At 65.3% G+C, this 16,983-nt stretch carries 14 protein-coding genes; 3 read left to right on the forward strand and 11 right to left on the reverse strand.

The features are described from left to right. Positions 1-84 precede the first annotated feature (84 nt). Positions 85-558, reverse strand: coding sequence for an ArsR/SmtB family transcription factor (locus AC6EKW_RS07960; protein ID WP_498514107.1), 474 nt, complete (start codon positions 556-558; stop codon positions 85-87). Further along, a complete protein-coding gene (arsM, locus tag AC6EKW_RS07965; RefSeq protein ID WP_420542091.1) occupies positions 545-1,351 on the reverse strand; it encodes an arsenite methyltransferase in 807 nt (268 codons plus the stop codon). Before arsM ends, AC6EKW_RS07960 begins: the two co-directional genes overlap by 14 nt. Positions 1,352-1,495: 144 nt before the next feature. On the opposite strand from arsM, the gene AC6EKW_RS07970 reads away from it, so the two are divergent. The 3 genes from AC6EKW_RS07970 (at position 1,496) to AC6EKW_RS07980 (ending at position 5,535) form a co-directional block, all read left to right on the forward strand. Beyond that, entirely contained in the window at positions 1,496-2,452 is a 957-nt protein-coding gene (locus AC6EKW_RS07970; protein WP_273888974.1) for a S1C family serine protease, read from the forward strand. A 409-nt stretch (positions 2,453-2,861) separates the two neighbouring features. Next, a complete protein-coding gene (locus AC6EKW_RS07975) occupies positions 2,862-4,286 on the forward strand; it encodes a pyridoxal phosphate-dependent decarboxylase family protein (RefSeq protein WP_273888975.1) in 1,425 nt (474 codons plus the stop codon). 28 nt (positions 4,287-4,314) lie between these two features. Continuing rightward, the gene (locus AC6EKW_RS07980; RefSeq protein WP_498514108.1) at positions 4,315-5,535 is read left to right on the forward strand and encodes an MFS transporter; all 1,221 of its coding nucleotides are present in this window, start codon (positions 4,315-4,317) and stop codon (positions 5,533-5,535) included. 401 nt (positions 5,536-5,936) lie between these two features. Here AC6EKW_RS07980 and AC6EKW_RS07985 read toward each other — a convergent pair whose 3' ends face one another. From AC6EKW_RS07985 to AC6EKW_RS08025, 9 genes are all read right to left on the reverse strand, one after another. Further along, entirely contained in the window at positions 5,937-6,854 is a 918-nt protein-coding gene (locus tag AC6EKW_RS07985; RefSeq protein ID WP_498514109.1) for a pseudouridine-5'-phosphate glycosidase, read from the reverse strand. Between the two features lie 4 nt (positions 6,855-6,858). After that, entirely contained in the window at positions 6,859-7,782 is a 924-nt protein-coding gene (locus AC6EKW_RS07990; protein WP_498514110.1) for an ABC transporter permease, read from the reverse strand. Next, positions 7,783-8,880 (reverse strand): ABC transporter permease, encoded by a 1,098-nt coding sequence (locus tag AC6EKW_RS07995; RefSeq protein WP_273888979.1) that lies wholly within the window; start codon positions 8,878-8,880, stop codon positions 7,783-7,785. Continuing rightward, complete coding sequence (locus tag AC6EKW_RS08000) at positions 8,877-10,445, reverse strand: ABC transporter ATP-binding protein (RefSeq protein ID WP_498514111.1); 1,569 nt, start codon at positions 10,443-10,445, stop codon at positions 8,877-8,879. The genes AC6EKW_RS07995 and AC6EKW_RS08000 overlap by 4 nt, the downstream gene beginning before the upstream one ends. Positions 10,446-10,460: 15 nt before the next feature. Continuing rightward, positions 10,461-11,561: a BMP family lipoprotein gene (locus AC6EKW_RS08005; RefSeq protein ID WP_273889006.1), complete on the reverse strand. Its 1,101-nt coding sequence runs from the start codon at positions 11,559-11,561 to the stop codon at positions 10,461-10,463. Positions 11,562-11,640: 79 nt separating this feature from the next. Beyond that, the gene (locus tag AC6EKW_RS08010) at positions 11,641-12,651 is read right to left on the reverse strand and encodes a TIGR03842 family LLM class F420-dependent oxidoreductase (RefSeq protein ID WP_498514112.1); all 1,011 of its coding nucleotides are present in this window, start codon (positions 12,649-12,651) and stop codon (positions 11,641-11,643) included. A gap of 3 nt (positions 12,652-12,654) precedes the next feature. Continuing rightward, positions 12,655-14,181, reverse strand: a complete 1,527-nt coding sequence (locus tag AC6EKW_RS08015) for an NCS1 family nucleobase:cation symporter-1 (RefSeq protein WP_498514113.1) — start codon at positions 14,179-14,181, stop codon at positions 12,655-12,657. A 184-nt stretch (positions 14,182-14,365) separates the two neighbouring features. Further along, positions 14,366-15,622 (reverse strand): Zn-dependent hydrolase, encoded by a 1,257-nt coding sequence (locus AC6EKW_RS08020; protein WP_498514114.1) that lies wholly within the window; start codon positions 15,620-15,622, stop codon positions 14,366-14,368. Between the two features lie 4 nt (positions 15,623-15,626). Further along, positions 15,627-16,940: an aspartate aminotransferase family protein gene (locus AC6EKW_RS08025; RefSeq protein ID WP_498514115.1), complete on the reverse strand. Its 1,314-nt coding sequence runs from the start codon at positions 16,938-16,940 to the stop codon at positions 15,627-15,629. Between the last annotated feature and the right edge of the window lie 43 nt (positions 16,941-16,983).

The following is a 16,983-nucleotide window of genomic DNA, read 5'->3' on the forward strand; positions in this document are numbered from 1 at the left end:
CAAGTAACCTCCTCGCTCTTCTCCTTCGTTCCCCGTATTACCATCCGGCAGAAGCCGGGGTCAAGGATTGGCGAGGGAAAAACCTTATCCTGCGATGGGGTCAGGAGATGGCCGATGATCCGAAAAATCCTCTGCCCGCTCCCGATCCTGGCGGCAGTGAACGCGCTCCTCGCCCAAACCAGGATCCAGGTGAGAGGCCAGCTCACCGAGCAGAGCTTTTACCGCCTCCCGCTCTAGCGAGTAGAAGCGCCACCTGCCGCGTTTCTCCTCGCGGACGAGTCCCGCCCTCTTGAGCTTCGCGAGATGGTAGGAGACCCTCGACTGCCCCAGCCCGAAGTGCTCCTCGAACTCGCAGACGCAGATGCCCTCCCCATCGCCGTCCGCGGGCACCCCGAGGTCGGGCAGCCCGCAGCAGCCTCTACCCGCCGCGAGCATCCCGAGCATCTTCACCCTCATCGGGTCGGAGAGGGCCTGTCCCAGGGCGGCAAGTCTGGCGGCCCTTCCGGTCTCGGAAGGACGCACGCTCCGCTCCGGTACCCCGGTCTCACTCCCCGGCATCTGAAGCCTCCTCCCGCGCAGGCTTCCTGGCCCGGATGAAGGCGCTCGCCACGGGCACTTTCCTCAAAGCCTCGACCTCCTCGGGCCCCTCGAGCCCTTCCACGGCCTGCGGGTCGTAGACGTTCTGGACTTCCACGGAGACCTCCCCGAATCCGGCTTTCGCGAGCAGCTGCTCGTACTCGGCTCTCTCCAGGGCACCGGCGATACATCCGGTCCAGAGCTCCACCTTCTCGCGCACCGGCTCCGGCAACTCCGCCCTGCTCCCGAGAAACACCACGTCGGAGACCGCAAAGCGCCCGCCGGGCTTCAAGACCCGGTAAGCCTCGGAGAACACTTTAGGCTTGTCGGTGGAGAGGTTTATGACGCAGTTGGAGAGCACGACGTCTACATGCTCGTCGGGCAGCGGCAGGTTCTCTATCTCACCTCTCAAGAACTCAGCGTTCTCCAGCCCCGACTTTCGCAGATTCTCCCTGGCGAGCGCAAGCATCTCGTCGGTCATGTCCACCCCGTACGCCTTCCCGCCCGGAGAGACCCTTCTGGCCGAGAGCAGCACATCTATCCCGCCGCCGCTCCCGAGGTCAAGTACTACCTCTCCGGGAGAGAGAGTAGCCAAAGCAACCGGGTTGCCGCACCCCAATGAAGCACCAACCGCCTCCTCCGGAAGCTCCCCGATCTCCTCCGGCGCGTAGCTGCCGCACGCGAAGTTCGTCTCAAGTCCCCCAGAGCCGCAACAGCCTTCGCTCCGCACCCCGAGAGCAGCCCTCGCGTACTTCCGCCGGACCTGCTCCCTCATCTCATCGCCCACGCTCAGCACCTCCACACTTGGATCAAATTTTGTCGATGCAATATACAACAATATTTTTTGATCGGTCAAGCAAGAAACCTGACCCTTCGTCCGGTGTCCGAGCCGCGGAGGTGCGGTAAAAATTATCCAATCATGGAAATTTTTGAGAACCTGCAGGCAAGCTCCCGGCTCCCCCGGCCGGAGCTCGACGCGTACTCGAGGACCGTAAGGTACGTCACCGAGCGTCTCGAGCCCGCGGTCATCGGCGTCGCGACCCCCGAGGGGAGGGTCGGTGGTAGCGGCGTGATACTGGGTGTCAGCGGGACCGAGGCCACGGCCGTCACCAACAGCCACGTGGTGCGTGGTCTCTCGCGGCGTGGAGGCGGGGGGCTGCTCGCCGTTCTCTCCGACGGTGGCACGGCGCGGGTGCGGACAGCCGGCGACGATCCCGCGAGCGATCTCGCCGTACTGCGGTTCTCTCCTGAAACCGAGCCGAAAGTCGCGGAGCTGGGAGATGCCGGCAACCTCGTCGTCGGACAGCTCGTCGTGGCCATAGGCAACCCCTTGGGGTTCCAGCGGAGCGTGACGGCTGGTGTGGTGAGCGCGCTGGATCGTACGATCACCTCCCAGGAAGGTCGTCCGATCGAGAACGTCATCCAGACGGATGCGGCGGTCAACCCGGGCAACTCGGGAGGGCCGCTGGCCGATTCGACGGGTCATGTCGTGGGGATAAACACCGCGATCATCGGCCGGGCGCAGGGCATAGGGTTCGCGATACCGGTCTCCGCGGCCTTCCGGAGAATAGTGTTCTCGCTGGTCACAGAGGGGCGGGTGAGAAGGGCGTTCCTCGGCGTCACGGTCGGGACGCGCCCCGCCTCCGACGGGAGCCCCGGTGGTGCCGAAGTGACGAGCGTCGCCCCCAACAGCCCGGCGGAGAGAGCCGGGGTGAAGCCCGGCGACCTCATCGTAGGCCTGGGCGAGCATCGAGTGCGTTCGGTCGGCGAGCTACTCGGCCTTTTGGACGACTCGGCCATCGGCAGGGACCTCCCGCTGAGGATACTGAGAAGAAACGCCGAGATTACGCTCACGGTGCGCCCCGTGGAACACTGATCTCACCAGTCAGAAGAGCAGCTTCCAGTCAGAAGAGCAGCTTCCCGTAGCTGCATAGATCTCCGGTAACGCATTACGCTCGGAGGTCGACGCCGGACGATTTGGTTCACCCAAGGACTTGGCTCTATAATTACGTTGGGAAGGAAGGGGTCAAGGGAGAGGAGCCCGCAAATAACTGCAAACCGATATTTGAAGGTTGTGGTTTTGAGGCCGCCTATAGAAATTGAAAATGACGCTGAGACTCTTATCAGCAGGCCCCGGGGTCCGATCGCGGTTTCGCACCCACTATGAGGAATTGAAACGTAAAACAATTCCTGGCGAAGGTGTAGAAGCGGGGGTGGGGGAAACCGTTTCGAGCCCATCTATGAGGGATTGAAACTGAACATCGGCGCAAGGAGTGTGAGAACAGGTGCGAACCATTCCGGAACGCCCATGGACGGCGGAGCAAATCTTCGAGCAGTTGGAGAGGTATCGCACGAAAGACATGCGTGCAGAAGGGGGCCGTGTGTGGGCATACCTCTACGACAGCGGGTTACATCATGCGGAGGCTGTCGCTCGCGAGGCGTTTATGCGTTTTCAAGCGCTGAACGCACTCGACTTTACCGTGTTTCCAAGTTTGCTGCGGCTGGAAAATGAGACGGTGCAGATGACGGCCGCACGCTTTCATCCAGGTCCGGATACCGTCGGCAACTTCACGTCCGGTGGTACGGAGAGTATTATGCTCGCGGTGAAGGCGGCCCGGGACTGGTTTCGCGACAACAGGCCCGGCGTGGCTCAGCCGGAAATGGTGATCCCCGTCACCGCTCACGCTGCATTTCACAAAGCCGCACACTGGTTGGGTCTGCGGCTTCGCCTCCTCCCGGTCGATCCCGTTACCTTCACGGTGGACCCTGCCGCAGTGGAAGCAGCCATCACGCCAGAGACATGCCTTATCGTAGCGTCCGCGGTGAATTACTCGCACGGCGTGATGGATCCGATAGAGGACATAGGTAGGCTGGCTGAAAGCCACGGCGTATGGCTGCACGTCGACGCGTGCATCGGTGGCTTTTTGCTGTACGATTTCGCCCGTCTTGGGGAATCCATTCCCCCCTTCGACTTTAGGATTACAGGCGTCACATCGTTATCGGTGGACCTGCACAAGTATGCCTACGCTCCGAAGGGCGCCTCCGTAGTCCTATACAGAAGCATGGAATTCAGAAAATACCAATATTTCGCCTGCACGCGCTGGAGTGGATACCCGGTCCTGAACACCACGCTGCAGTCCACCAAGTCAGGAGGTCCGCTGGCCGGGACGTGGGCCATGCTGCATGCTATCGGGGATGCGGGCTACCTGCGCTTGGCAGAGGAGATTCTACGGATTCGCAAAACACTGGAGCATGAGCTGCCGCGTGTGGCTGACGTCAAGGTGCTCGGCCAGCCACAGGCGGGCTTGCTGGCGCTCGGCTCCGACACCGTCGATCTGTTCAGGCTAGCCGACGAGATGCGCCGTCGAGGTTGGTATGTGCAGGTACAGCCGGGGCGCCCCGAGTACGGGTTGGATCCCAGTTTGCATCTGACGGTGACGCCGGTCAACGGCGAGCAGTTGCAGGCGTTTATCCAGGATTTTCAGGCGTCGGTGGAGCAGACGAACACACTTCCGCAGCCGGACCTGAAAGGAATCCTGGAACAACTCAGTAGCGGGCACCAGGGTCCCGAAGCCGTGCTGGAGGCAGCGGGACTGGGAGAGAGAGGATTGCCGCAGGAGATGGCCACCGTCAACATGTTGCTACGCATCCTGCCTCCGGATTTGACTGAGCAACTGTTTATTCACCTCGCCAACACTTGGTTTCGATGAACGCACCTTCACGTAAAGAGGTGGGCGCATGAATCGGTGGTTGGCTCTGTTGGGTTTCGCCCTGCTCATCTGTGGTTCACAAATAGCCTGGCTCACTTTTGCTCCTATCACGACCAACGTCGCAGCGGTAATGCATGTATCTGTGGGTTTGGTGGGAGACCTATCGGCACTGTTTCCGCTAGTTTACATTCTCGTTGGGCTACCGGCGGGGCGATGGCTGGATGTTCACTTCCGCAAGGCTCTGGTGGCAGCCGCTCTTCTCATCGGAGTACCATCCGCGCTTCGCCTGGTGTGGCCCACCTCTTACGCTTGGCAGTTCGCGATGCAGCTACTGCTTGCCATTGGCCAGCCGTTTGTGCTCAACGCCATTCCGGCGTTTGCGGCACGCTGGTTTCCAGAGCCCCGCCGTCCCGTCGCGATCTCTCTCTGCAGCGTGGCGATGTTCGTGGGGATTGTCGCCGTGATGGTGGCATCTCCCCTCTTGTGGCCCAGAGGTGGCCTCGCTGCTGTGGAGTTGGGAAGCGCGGTGGTTCCGATCCTGGGCATGCTTGGCACGGTCTTGGCCGCGTCCGTCCCCCGTACATTCGATGCGCACAGGGAGATACAGGCGTCCTCCATGTCTCTTCGCGCAGCGCTTGGCCCGCTGCTGAGGGACACGACCTTCTGGTTGCTGACCGGTCTTCTCGCCATCGGCATCGGCTTGTTCGATGCGCTCAACACGTGGTTACAACCCATTTTGGCTGTTTACGGCCTGGGCTCCTTAGCCGGCCGTCTCCTGGCATGGATGACGGTAGTGGGCATTATCGGATCGGCCACGTTACCGCCGTGGGCAGCCGCGCGCGGGCGTCGGCGCGGCTTGTTGCGAGTGGCGGTGGGTATGACCACGCTGATGTTTGCGGCCATGATGATGTCCCACGCCATCTGGTGGCTGGCGGCGTGGATGACACTCGATGGTCTGGTCTTACTCACAGGTTACCCGGTGATTATGGAGTGGGTGGAACGGTATGTGGGATCCACCAGGCAGGGCCTCGCCGTGGGGTTCATGATGTTGACCAGTCACATCATGGGGAACCTGCTCATTTTCGTGGTTCAGTTCGCGCTTGATGTTCCTACCATTGCTCTCGCTATAATGGGGGCCGCCGCGCTCTGCGGCACAGTTCTGGCTTGGAGATTGCCAGACCGCATCACACCCCTCGTCCGTCAACCTGGCACGCGTGAGGATAGCGTCGGCGCCCTATCGTCGGAGTGACCACTCGATAGTCAAGAACAAAACTTCCAAACTTCTGCTGCCAGTCGATGATCTCTTCACAATATCTCTGCCTCCGGCACCCAGGCATAACTCATGGTGATATTTCTTGCCCGCACCAAGAGGTTGTGGCGCCGTTAAGATAGCCCTAACTACTGCCTTGCCACCTGCATTCACGCAGATTTCGAAATATGTGCCGTTGTTGTTCACATGTGCTCTTGACTACCTGGAAAGTGTTGAGGGCTTTCAAGAAGGTCGACATCGATGGTAGTGGTGCTGCATAGTTTGGGTTTTGAGCCCACCTATGAGGGATTGAAACGGTGAAGAAGATCGAAAGGGAGGTACAAGCACATAGCTTGAGCCTTACTTTTGGCTTACCAGACGTATTTTACGCGATGGGTCTCCTACACACCTGACGCGAGTACGACAGCGATGCGCGCGGCGAGGCGGGCGTTGTTCCTGACTATCTTCTCGTTCACCTCCAGGCTCCTGCCCCCGGTGACTTTAAGGAAGTGATCCAGCAAGAAAGGCGTGACCTCCCTGCCCCGCATGCCGTGGCGCTCGAGGGCCTCGAGGCCGCTCTTCAGCGCCTCGTCGTGTAGCTCCGGGTCGAGCTGGTCCTCGGGAGAAACGGGGTTCGCGATCACCAGCCCGCTGCGCTCGAGGCCGACGGCCGGGAGGTTCTCCATCAGGCGGGCGACCTGCGTCTCGTCGTCCAGAGACCAATCCAGCGAATATCCCGAGTCGGAGAGGTAGAAGCCGGGGAAGCGGTCGGTTCCGAACCCCACCACCGGAACACCGAGCGTCTCCAGATACTCCAGGGTCGCCGGGACGTCGAGGATGGATTTCACGCCCGAGCAGACCACGGCGACCGGCGTCCGGGAGAGGGCGGCGAGGTCGGCCGAGACGTCCCAGGACTCGCGCGCCCCGCGGTGCACCCCGCCGAGCCCCCCGGTGGCGAAGAGCCGTATCCCGAGGCGCGCAGCGAGATGCGCCGTGGCGGCGACGGTCGTCGCCCCGTGGATGCCCTTCGTCGCCGCGATGGGGAGGTCGCGCGCCGAGAGCTTGGCCACCTCCTCCGCGGTTGCGAGAAGCTCTATCTCGTCCGCCCCGAGCCCCACCCTGGGGACGCCATCGACGACGCCCACGGTCGCGGGAACCGCACCCTCATCTCGTACGATCTCCTCCAGCTCGCGGGCGACGCGCAGGTTGTCCGGTCGGGGCAGGCCGTGAGAGATCAGGGTGGACTCCAGCGCGACGACCGGACGGCCCTCCCGCAGGGCCTCCTCCACCTCCGGGCTGGCTTCGATCCTTGCTTTCAATGTATCACTCCTTGCGGTAGGGGCGACCGATCGCCGCCGGGGGGATCGCCCTGCCCCCGACGCCCGCGAGCACCAGGATCGTGAGTACGTAGGGGATCATCTGCGAGAACTCCACCGGGACGAAGCCCTGCCCGTAGCGGGTCGCGACGGCCTCCGCGAAGCCGAACAGGAGCGCGGCCAGGGTGGCGCCTATCGGGTGCCAGCGGCCGAAGATCATCGCCGCGAGCGCGATGAAGCCCCGCCCGCCGGTCATGTTCTCGGTGAACGCCGAGAGGAGCCCGGTCGAGAGGTAGAGCCCTCCTAGCCCGGCCATCAGCCCCGAGATCGCAACACCGTAGTAGCGCATCCGGCTCACGCTGATCCCGGCGACGTCGACCGATTCGGGGGACTCACCGGTCGCCCTGAGCCTGAGCCCGAAGCTGGTCTTGAAGAGCACGAAGTATGCCAGGGGGATGAGCAGGTACATGATGTAGACGATCGCGTCCTGATCGAAGAGGGCGGGGCCTACGAACGGGATCTTGCTGAGGAGCGGGATGCTCAGGTTGTTGAAGTTGGGGACGGTGGGCGTGGTGCCCTTGTGCCCGAAGATGATGAGCATGATGAACCCGGGGGCGGCGAGAGCGAGCAGGTTTATGGCGGTGCCGGAGATAATCTGGTCGGCCTCAAAGGTTACGCACATCAGCGCGTGGATGAGCGCGAAGACGAGCCCGGCGAGGAGCGCGAAGAGGAGCCCAACCCACACGCTCCCGGCGAAGTACCCGCCCACGGCCCCGGCGAACGCGCTGATCAGCATCATCCCCTCGAGCCCTATGTTCATCACCCCCGAGCGCTCGCTGAAGACCGCCCCGACGGCCGTGAGGATGAGCGGTGTGGCGTTGCTGATGGTCCCCGAGAGGAGCGGCGTGATCTGACCCACGAAATCCGCCACTCAGGCCTCCTTCCCTCTCCTGCCCGAGAGCATCGCCCTGAGGCGTTTTCTGCCTATAAGGAGCTCGACGAGCCCCACCGCCGTGACGAAGAGCAGTATGATCGCGATGATCACGTTCGCGAGATCCAGCGGCACCTGCGTCGCGAACTGCATCTGCTGCGCCCCGCCCTGCAGCGCCCCGAGCAGGAGCGCCCCGAGTACGATCCCGGCCGGGTGGTTGCGCCCGAGCATCGCGACCCCGATGCCGTTGAACCCGAGGTTCGAGACGAACGGCACGCTCATGCTCCCGAACGTCCCGATCACCTCGATCCCGCCACCCACGGCCGCGAACGCCCCGCCTATGGCCATCGCGAGCGTCGTGCTCAGCCCGAGGCTCATCCCCGCGTAGCGGGCGGCCTCCGGGGAGTGCCCCACGGCGCGCAGCGTGTAGCCGAGCGTGGTGCGCCACAGCAAGAGGTACGCCGCCACCGCGGCCAGTATGGCGACGAGCGAGCCGTAGTTGGCCTGCCCGAGCCCGCCCCCGAGGTAGGCGAGCCGGGCGCTCACGAAACCGGTGCCCGGCACCGTGCCGTGCCCGGAGAACGGGTGTTGCGCCAGCCAGTAGGCGAGGTTTATGCCCACGTAGTTGAGCATGATCGTGGTTATCACCTCGTGCGCCCCGAAGCGGGCCTTGAGAAGGCCGGGGATGGCCCCCCACAAAAACCCCGCCGCGAGACAGGCCAGGATGATGATCGCCACCCACACCACCCCGCTCCCCGCGACGGTGGTGCCGAGCGCGGCCGCGGTGATCGCCCCGATGAAGAGCTGTCCCTCACCCCCGATGTTGAACATCGAGGCCCGGAAGGGGATCGCGAAGGCGAGCCCGGTGAGGACCAGCGGCGTGGCGTTTACGAGCGTCCGGCCCACCGCCGGCGCCGAGCCGAACGCCCCGTCGAGCAGCGCCCCGTAGGCCGCCGCCGGGTTGTTGCCGGTCGCCGCGACGATGATCGCCCCTATCACGAGCGCGAGCACTATCGCGACGACCGGGAAAAGGAGCGCCCGGATGCTCCCGACGAGCAGCCGGCGGGCAAAAGAGCCGGTGACTCCGGCCGCGCTCACCTGAGGCCCGCCTCCTCGGGGCTGTGACCGGCCATCAGCAACCCCAGCTGTTCGTCGGTCGCCTCATCGGCCTCCAGCTCGCCCACTATCCTGCCGTCGTAGATCACCGCGATCCTGTCGGAGAGCGAGCGCACCTCTTCGAGCTCCATCGAGATCAGGAGCACCGCCTTGCCCGCCTCCCGCTGCTTCAGCAACATCTCGTGCACGAACTCTATCGCCCCCACATCCAGACCCCGGGTGGGCTGGGAGGCGATGATGACCCCGGGCTCCCCGGAGAGCTCGCGCGCCAGGATCACCTTCTGCTGGTTGCCCCCGGAGAGGGTCCGGGCCGGCGCGTCCGGGTCGAGCGGCCTCACGTCGAAGGCCCGAAGCTGCTTCTCCGCCTCCCGGCGCATCCGGCCCGGGAAGAGCCATCCCCACCGCGAGAACGGCGCCTTCGCGTAGGATTTCAGCGCGTAGTTCTCGGCCAGCGTGAACTCCTGCACGAGCCCTTTCTCCCTGCGGTCCTCCGGGATGTACGCGAGCCCCCGCTCGTGGCGCTCCCGCGCGCCGAGGTGCGTCACCTCCTCCCCGTCGAGGTAGACCCCGCCGGAGTCCACGGGGCGCATCCCGGCGAGCGCCTCGGCGAGCTCGGTCTGCCCGTTGCCGTCGACCCCGGCTATCCCGAGGATCTCCCCGGCACGCACCGCGAGGTCTACGCCCCTGACCCCCACCCCGAACTCCGACTCGACGACGAGCCCCCTCGCCTCCAGTCGGAGGGCCTCCCCCTTCACCTCCGGCTTCTTCTCCACCTGCAGGACCACGTCACGCCCGACCATGAGCCGGGCGAGCTGCCGGGCGTCGGAGTCGGCGGTGCGCACGGTGTCCACGACCCTCCCGTCGCGGATGACCGTTATGTTGTCGCTCACCCCGAAGAGCTCCTCGAGCTTGTGGGTGATGAAGATGATCGAGAGCCCGTCGGCGACGAGCTCCTTCAGGACCCCGAAGAGGTCCCGCGTCTCCTGCGGCGTGAGCACGGCCGTGGGCTCGTCCAGGACCAGGATGCGAGCCTCCCGGTAGAGCGCCTTGAGGATCTCGACCCGCTGCTGCAGCCCCACCGAGAGGTCCGCCACCCGGGCCCTCGGGTCCACCCGGAGCCCGTAGCGCCGGCTGAGCTCCTCGGTGGCCCGGATCGCCCCGCTCATGTCCAGCGTCCCACCCCTCCCGCGCGGCTCCGAGCCGAGCACGATGTTCTCCGCCACGGTGAGCCGCGGGATGAGCGTGAAGTGCTGGTGGACCATCCCGATCCCGAGCCGGACCGCATCCGCCGGGGTCCGGATCTCGACCCGCTCCCCGTCGACGAAGATCTCACCCTCGTCCGGGCTGTAGAGCCCGTAGAGGATCTTCATCAGCGTGGACTTGCCCGCCCCGTTCTCCCCCAGTAGCCCCAGGACCTCGCCGCGGTGCAGCACGAGCGAGATGTGGTCGTTGGCCACGACGGACCCGAAGGTCTTCGTCACCCCCCGCATCTCGAGCACGACCGGAGGACCGGAGGATCGCCGCTCCGTGTCCCTGTCCACGCTCATCCGGCTCTACCCGGACTACTTAGAAGGCGTGGTGGGCACCTTTATCTTGCCCGAGATTATCCCCTCGCGCGCCTTCTTCAGGTCGTTCTTGACCTTCTGGGGGACGAGGTTCGAGAAGCGGTGGAACGGCGCCAGCTTGTAGCCCCCGTTCTTGAGCCCGAACTCTATGGTCTTCCCGGCGGGGAACTTGCCCTTCGCCGCATCCTCTATCGTCTGGAAGACCGCGTTGTTCACGCCCTTGACCGTGGAGGTCAGGATCGGATCCTTCGGGAACTGCGGGGCCTGGTCCTGGTCCACCCCGATGGCGAAGACGTGCTTCTCACGCGCCGCCTCGAAAGCCCCCGAGGCACTGTTGCCGGCCGCCGGGTAGACGATGTCCGCCCCCTGGCTGATCTGGTTGAGCGCGATCTGCTTGGCCGTCGCCGGGTCGTTGAACGCATCCGGGGTCGAACCCACGTACTGGTTTATCACCTTGCAGTCCGGGCACACGGACTTCACCCCAGCGTCGAACCCGGCCTGGAAACTGCGGATCAGGGGCGAGTTCTGCCCTCCTATGAAACCGACGACCTTGGTCTTGGGGTTGGTGTAGGGCGTCTTGATCTGGGTCATGTCCCCCGCGACCACGCCCGCGAGGTAGGCCCCCTCGTTGTCCTTGAAGACCAGGCTAGCAACGTTCGGAGCCTTCACCACCGAGTCGACGATCGCGAAGTTGGTCTTGGGGTACTGCTTGGCGACCTGCTTCAAAGCATCGGACTGCAAGAACCCGATGGCGTACACCGGGTTGTAGCCGGAGCTGGCGAGCTGGGAGAGGTTGCTCTGATAGTCGGTAGGCGAGCTGGACTGTAGAACCTCTATCTTCACCCCGAGCTTCTTCTTGGCCTCCTTGAGGCCCTTGTACGCCGCGTCGTTGAACCCCTTGTCCCCGAGCCCGCCGACGTCGGTGTTCATCGCCGGCTTGACCTTGCTGTTGCCGCCGGCGCTCGCCTGCTTGCCGCCCGAGCTGGCCTTGCTGCCACCGCCGCTTGAGCCGCCGCTCGCCGAGCCGCCGGAGCCGCATCCGGCAAGGACCAACGCGAGTAGCACCACCACTGCCAGTAACCCGACGCGTTTGATCACTCTCAAAACCCCGCTTCGAAGAGACGCCTTGACCATTCGCTCAATTCTATATATCCGAGGAACTTCTCCGCAACCTTACTCACCTCACCTCCTCGCCCGCGAGGGCAGGGATAACCTCGCGCCCGTACGCCTCCAGCGTCTGCTCCATCGCGTCGTGCATGAGGTAGAGGTTGAACTGATCCGCACCGAGGTCTCTCAGGGTCTTCAACTTCTCGACGTGCTCCTCCGCCGTGCCGAGCACGCAGAACCGCTCGACGATCTCGTCCGGCACGAACTCCGTGGTCGGGTTATCCGCCCGTCCGTGGTGGGAGTAGTCGTAGCCTTCGCGGGCCTTTATGTAGTCGGTGAGCTCGCGGGGCACCTCCCCGTCCTCTCCGTAACGGGCAACCAGGTCCGCCACGTGGTTGCCGACCATCCCGCCGAACCACCGGCACTGGTCGCGCTGGTGGGCGATGTCCTCCCCGACGTAGGCCGGGGCGGCGACGCAGATGGTTATCCCGTCCGGATCACGCCCTGCCGCCTCCGCCGACTCCCTCACCCGCGAGAGGGTCCAGCGCAGGATCACCGGATCCGCGAGCTGCAGGATGAACCCGTCGGCGACCCGCCCGACGAGGTCGAGCGCCTTCGGCCCGTAGCCCGCTACCCACACCTCCAGGCGCCCATCCCTGACCCAGGGGATGCGCACCCTGCCCCCCGGCATCTCGACCTCCCGTCCCCCGGCGAGCTCCCTTATGACGTGGATCGCCTCCTCGAGCTGCCCGAGCGTCGTCGGCTTCCTCCCGAGCACCCGCTGCGCCGAGTCCCCGCGCCCGATGCCGCAGACCGTGCGGTTGCCGAACATGTCGTTCAACGTGGCGAAGATAGAGGCCGTCACGGTAGGGTCGCGGGTCGCCGGGTTGGTGACGAACGGACCTACCCTGATCCTCTCCGTCGCCGAGAGCATCTGAGAGTGGATCACGTATGGCTCCTGCCAGAGGATGTGCGAGTCGAAGGTCCAGGCGTGGGTGAACCCGAGCTCCTCGGCGCGCCTGGTCAGCTCGACGATGCGCCAGGCCGGTGGGTCCGTCTGGAACGTTACGCCGAAGTCCATCTCTCAGGTGGCCTCCGGCTCCCGCTCGGACTCCGCGGCGGGCTCGCGGGCACCCCCGGTGGCGTAGCTGAGCACCAGGTAGGCCAGCCCGGCGGCGAAGAAAGTGAAGAAGAGCCCGTAGTTGTAGAGGCTCTCGACCAGGCTCGGGTTCTGGAAGACGCCGCCGAAGTTCGGGGTGGTCGCGGCCTTGACGAAGCCGGGGATGACCGGCACCACACCGACCAGCACCGCGACGATGGCCCGCCAGTTCCACCCGCCGGAGTACGCGTAGCGCCCGTCGGTCTTGTAGAGGTCGGGGACGGAGAGGTTGCGGCGGCGTACGATCCAGTAGTCCGAGATCATCACCGCCGCTATCGCCCCGAGCAGGCTGCTGTAGCCGACGAGCCAGGTGAAGATGTAGGCGCTCGCGCTCTCGTAGAGCACCCAGGGGAACGAGATGATCCCGATGACCGCCGTTATGAGCCCGCCGGTCCGGAAAGAGATGTACCTCGGCAGCAGGTTCGAGAAGTCGAAGGAGGGCGAGACGACGTTGGCGGCCATGTTCGTCGAGATCTGGGCGATGGCGACGATTATCATCGCGGCGATCAGGACTACCGGCAGCCCCCCGGCGATCTTCGTGGTGAGCGCGACCGGGTCCCAGATGGGCTTGCCGAAGATGACCACGGTGGCGGCGGTGACCGCTATCCCGAGGAAGCTGAAGGCGGTCATCGTCGGCGGGAGCCCGATGACCTGCCCCAAAACCTGCGCCCGCTGGCTTTTGGCGTAGCGGGTGAAGTCCGGGATGTTCAGAGACAGCGTGATCCAGTAACCCACGTTCGCGGCGAGCCCGGTCCAGAAGAGCGACCAGAAGGGGGCATTCCCCTGTTGCAGCTTAGCCGAGGCGGTGAAGACGTGCCCCACCCCGCCACCGGCGACGAACCCCCAGACGAGGAGCACCACACCACCCATCAGAAGAAGAGGGGCGGCGATCGACTCGAACCTCCTCACCCCCTCGACCCCGAACAGGATTATCGCGACCTGCACGCCCCAGAAGATGAAGAAGGTGATGAAGCGGTGCCCGGGGACGTCCTGCCAGCCGCCGTAGGCCGCGGTGGCGAGGGCGTCCACGGCGAGCCCCCCGATCCAGGTCTGTATCCCGAACCAGCCGCAGGCGACGAGCGCCCGGGCTATCGCGGCGAAGTTCGCCCCCCGCACCCCGAACGACGAGCGCACGAAGACCGGGAAGGGCACCCCGTACCTGGTCCCGGCGTGGGCGTTCAAGAGCATCGGGATCAGGACGAGCACGTTCCCCAAGGAGACCGTGAGCAGCGCCTGCCACCAGTTCATCCCGGCGACCATGAGCCCGGAGGCCAGGGTATAGGTGGTGATGACGACGCTCATCCCGATCCAGAGCGCCGCGATGTTGTAGGTCGTCCATGTCCTCTGCTCCGCCCCCGTGGGCGCGAGGTCATCGTTGTAGAGCGGTGAGGAGCCGACCTCCTCTTCGAGCCGCTCCACCTCGCGCCTTCCTACCGCCACGTCCCGTTCCACTCTCTCCTCCTTTACTCCGGCACGGCTCCTTCTTCTCCACGAAAGAGCCTAGTGCCTCCCCACCCGAAACTCCCCCGGCCCGCCGGACGGATCAGCCCCACCCGTCTCCCGTCCCGCCTGGCCGGATGTACAGCCCCCGTTCAGGCTCCCCCGAAACCTCTCCCTTCCAGGAGCGACCCGGCGCTCACCGCCGCCCGCCTCCACCGGCGACCCAGCCCACCGTCTTGACCGCGAGCCGGTAGAACGCCTGCACCGCGAGCGCGATGTCTTCCTCGGGGGTGTCCTCCTCTTTGGTGTGGCTGAGGCCCCCGAGGGATTTGACGAAGAGCATCACCGTAGGCATCAGCGGGGCCATCTCCGCCGCGTCGTGCAGCGGCCCCGATGGGAGCCTGTGCGAGGTGCCGGTGACCTCCCGCACAGCCTCCTCGGCCATCCCGATGAGGTGTTCGTCGAACGGACGGGGCTCGATGCGCCAGAGCCTCTCCCAACGCACCTCACAGCCCTCCTCGCGCGCGATGCGCTCGCTGTTCTCTTTTGCCACGGCGAGCATGTCCGACAGCACCCCGGCGTCGAGGGCCCGCTGGTCGAGCGACATCTCGCACCACCCGTTGAACGCGGTGACGATGCCGGGCGAGACGTTGACGAAGCCGGTGGTGGCGCGCACGTCGTCGCGGCGGGCGGCGTCGTCCCGGAAGGCTACGGCCGAACGCGCGGCGGCGATGAACGCATCCTTCCTCACGTCCATCGGGGTCGACCCGGAGTGGGCGTGTTGCCCGGTGAAGCTGATCGCGTGCCGCTCGACCCCGAAGGTCCCGAGCACCACCCCGACCGGGATGTCCAGCCGCTCGAGCACCGGCCCCTGCTCGATGTGCAGCTCGAGGTAGGCCACGGCGTTCTCGAGCTGCCGGTGCGACTCGTTCATCTTCTCGAGTTCGACCCCGTGCTCCCTGAGCGCGTCGGGGAGCGCGATACCGTCCCTGTCCTTCAGGTTGCGCACCTCGTCGGGGTCGAGCGTCCCCGAGCAGGCGCTCGATCCCAGAAGGCTCCTCCCGAAGCGTGCTCCCTCCTCGTCGGCCCAGTCCACGAGCCGCACGGTCACGGGGAGCTCGTCCCTCTGCGCCAGCACCCGCAGCGTCTCCATCGCGGCGATGGTGTTCAGGCAGCCGTCGAGCCAGCCACCGTTCGGGACGGAGTCTATGTGCCCGCCGAGCAGGACGGCCCTCTCCGAGGCCCCACGCACGGTGGCCCAGAGGTTGCCGGCTTCGTCCGTCTCGACCTCGCAGCCGACCTCATCGAGCTTCTCCCTCAGCCACCGGCGGGCCTTCGCCCACTCGTCGGTCCAGCAGACCCTGCGCGCCCCTTCTGGACCACCGGTGAGCTCCGCGAGCTCCTTCAGCTCGGCTATAGCGCGCCCGTGGTCGACGTTCTCCGCGATCTCCATCTCTTCACCCCACCCTCTCCTTCGACTCCACCTCTGCGAGCGCCTCATCGAAGACCTCGGCCGCCCTTCTGGCCGCCTCGCGGGTTATGGTGAGCGGCGGCGCTATGCGGATGGCGTTGCCCCTCAGACCCCCCTTGCCGACGAGCACCCCGCGCTCCCGGCAGGCCTCGAGGAAGCGGGCCGCCGCAGCACCGTCGGGCTCACCGCCGGGTCCGACGATCTCGATGGCGAGCATCAGGCCCCTGCCGCGCACCTCGCCCACGCAGCGGTGCTCTCCGGCGAGCGCGACGAGCCGCTCTTTCAGGTAGCCGCCGACTTCGTCGGCGTTCTTCTGCAGGTCGTTCTTGAGGATGTACTCCAGGTTGGCGAGCGCCCCGGCGGTCGAGATCGGGTTGCCGCCGAAGGTGGAGATGTGCTGCTTGGGGGAGAGGGAGTCGATGACCTCGGCTCTGCCCATCACCGCCCCGATGGCCAGCCCGTTTCCGAGCCCTTTCGCCATGGTGATGATGTCCGGTTCCACCCCGGACTGCTCGATGCCCCAGAAGTGGCTCCCGGTGCGGCCGAAAGCGGTCTGTACCTCGTCGGAGACGAACAGGACGCCGTACTCGTCCAGGATCTCCTTCACCCGCGATAGGTAGGCGGGGGGCAGCTCCACGAACCCCCCCACGCCCTGTATAGGTTCGGCGATGAAGGCCGCCACCCGCCCGGTGGTGGAGGTCTCGATCAGGCTCCGCACGTCCTCGGCGCACGCCCGGGCCAGCTCTTCCGGGTCGTCGTGGCGCCCGTAGAGCGGGCTGTATGAGCGGTGCGGGGGCATGGCGTAGGAGACGTCCAGCGCGGTGCGCGGGGTGGGCCTCCAGCTCCCCTGACCGGTTATCCCCATGGTGCCGAAGGATCCACCGTGGTAGGAGCCGCGGAGGGCTATCACCTCGCTCGAGGAGCGGTAGGTCGTCGCGAAGAGCAGCGCCGCCTCGTTCGCCTCCGAGCCGCTGCCGACGAAGAAGACCTTCTGCTCCCCCGAGATGGGGGAGAGCGAGATCAGCTTCTCCGCCAGCCTGACCTGGCTCTCGATCAGGTAGAGGGTCGAGGAGTGGAAGATCTTCTGCGCCTGCTCCTTCACGGCCTCGACGATCTCCGGGACGGCGTGCCCGCTTATGGTGGTGACGATCCCGCCGAAGAAGTCCAGGTACTCGTTGCCCTCGGAATCCCAGACCCTGTAGCCCTCCCCGCGCACGAGCTCGATGGGCTTCTCGTAGTAGAGCGAGATCCAATCCGGCAGCACCGCCCGGTGCCGCTCGTACAGCTCCTCCGGCTTCATACGATCACCAGCCTTCTGCTCCTCCAGACGATGAGACCTACCA

Source organism: Rubrobacter sp. M3-4, assembly GCF_059772285.1.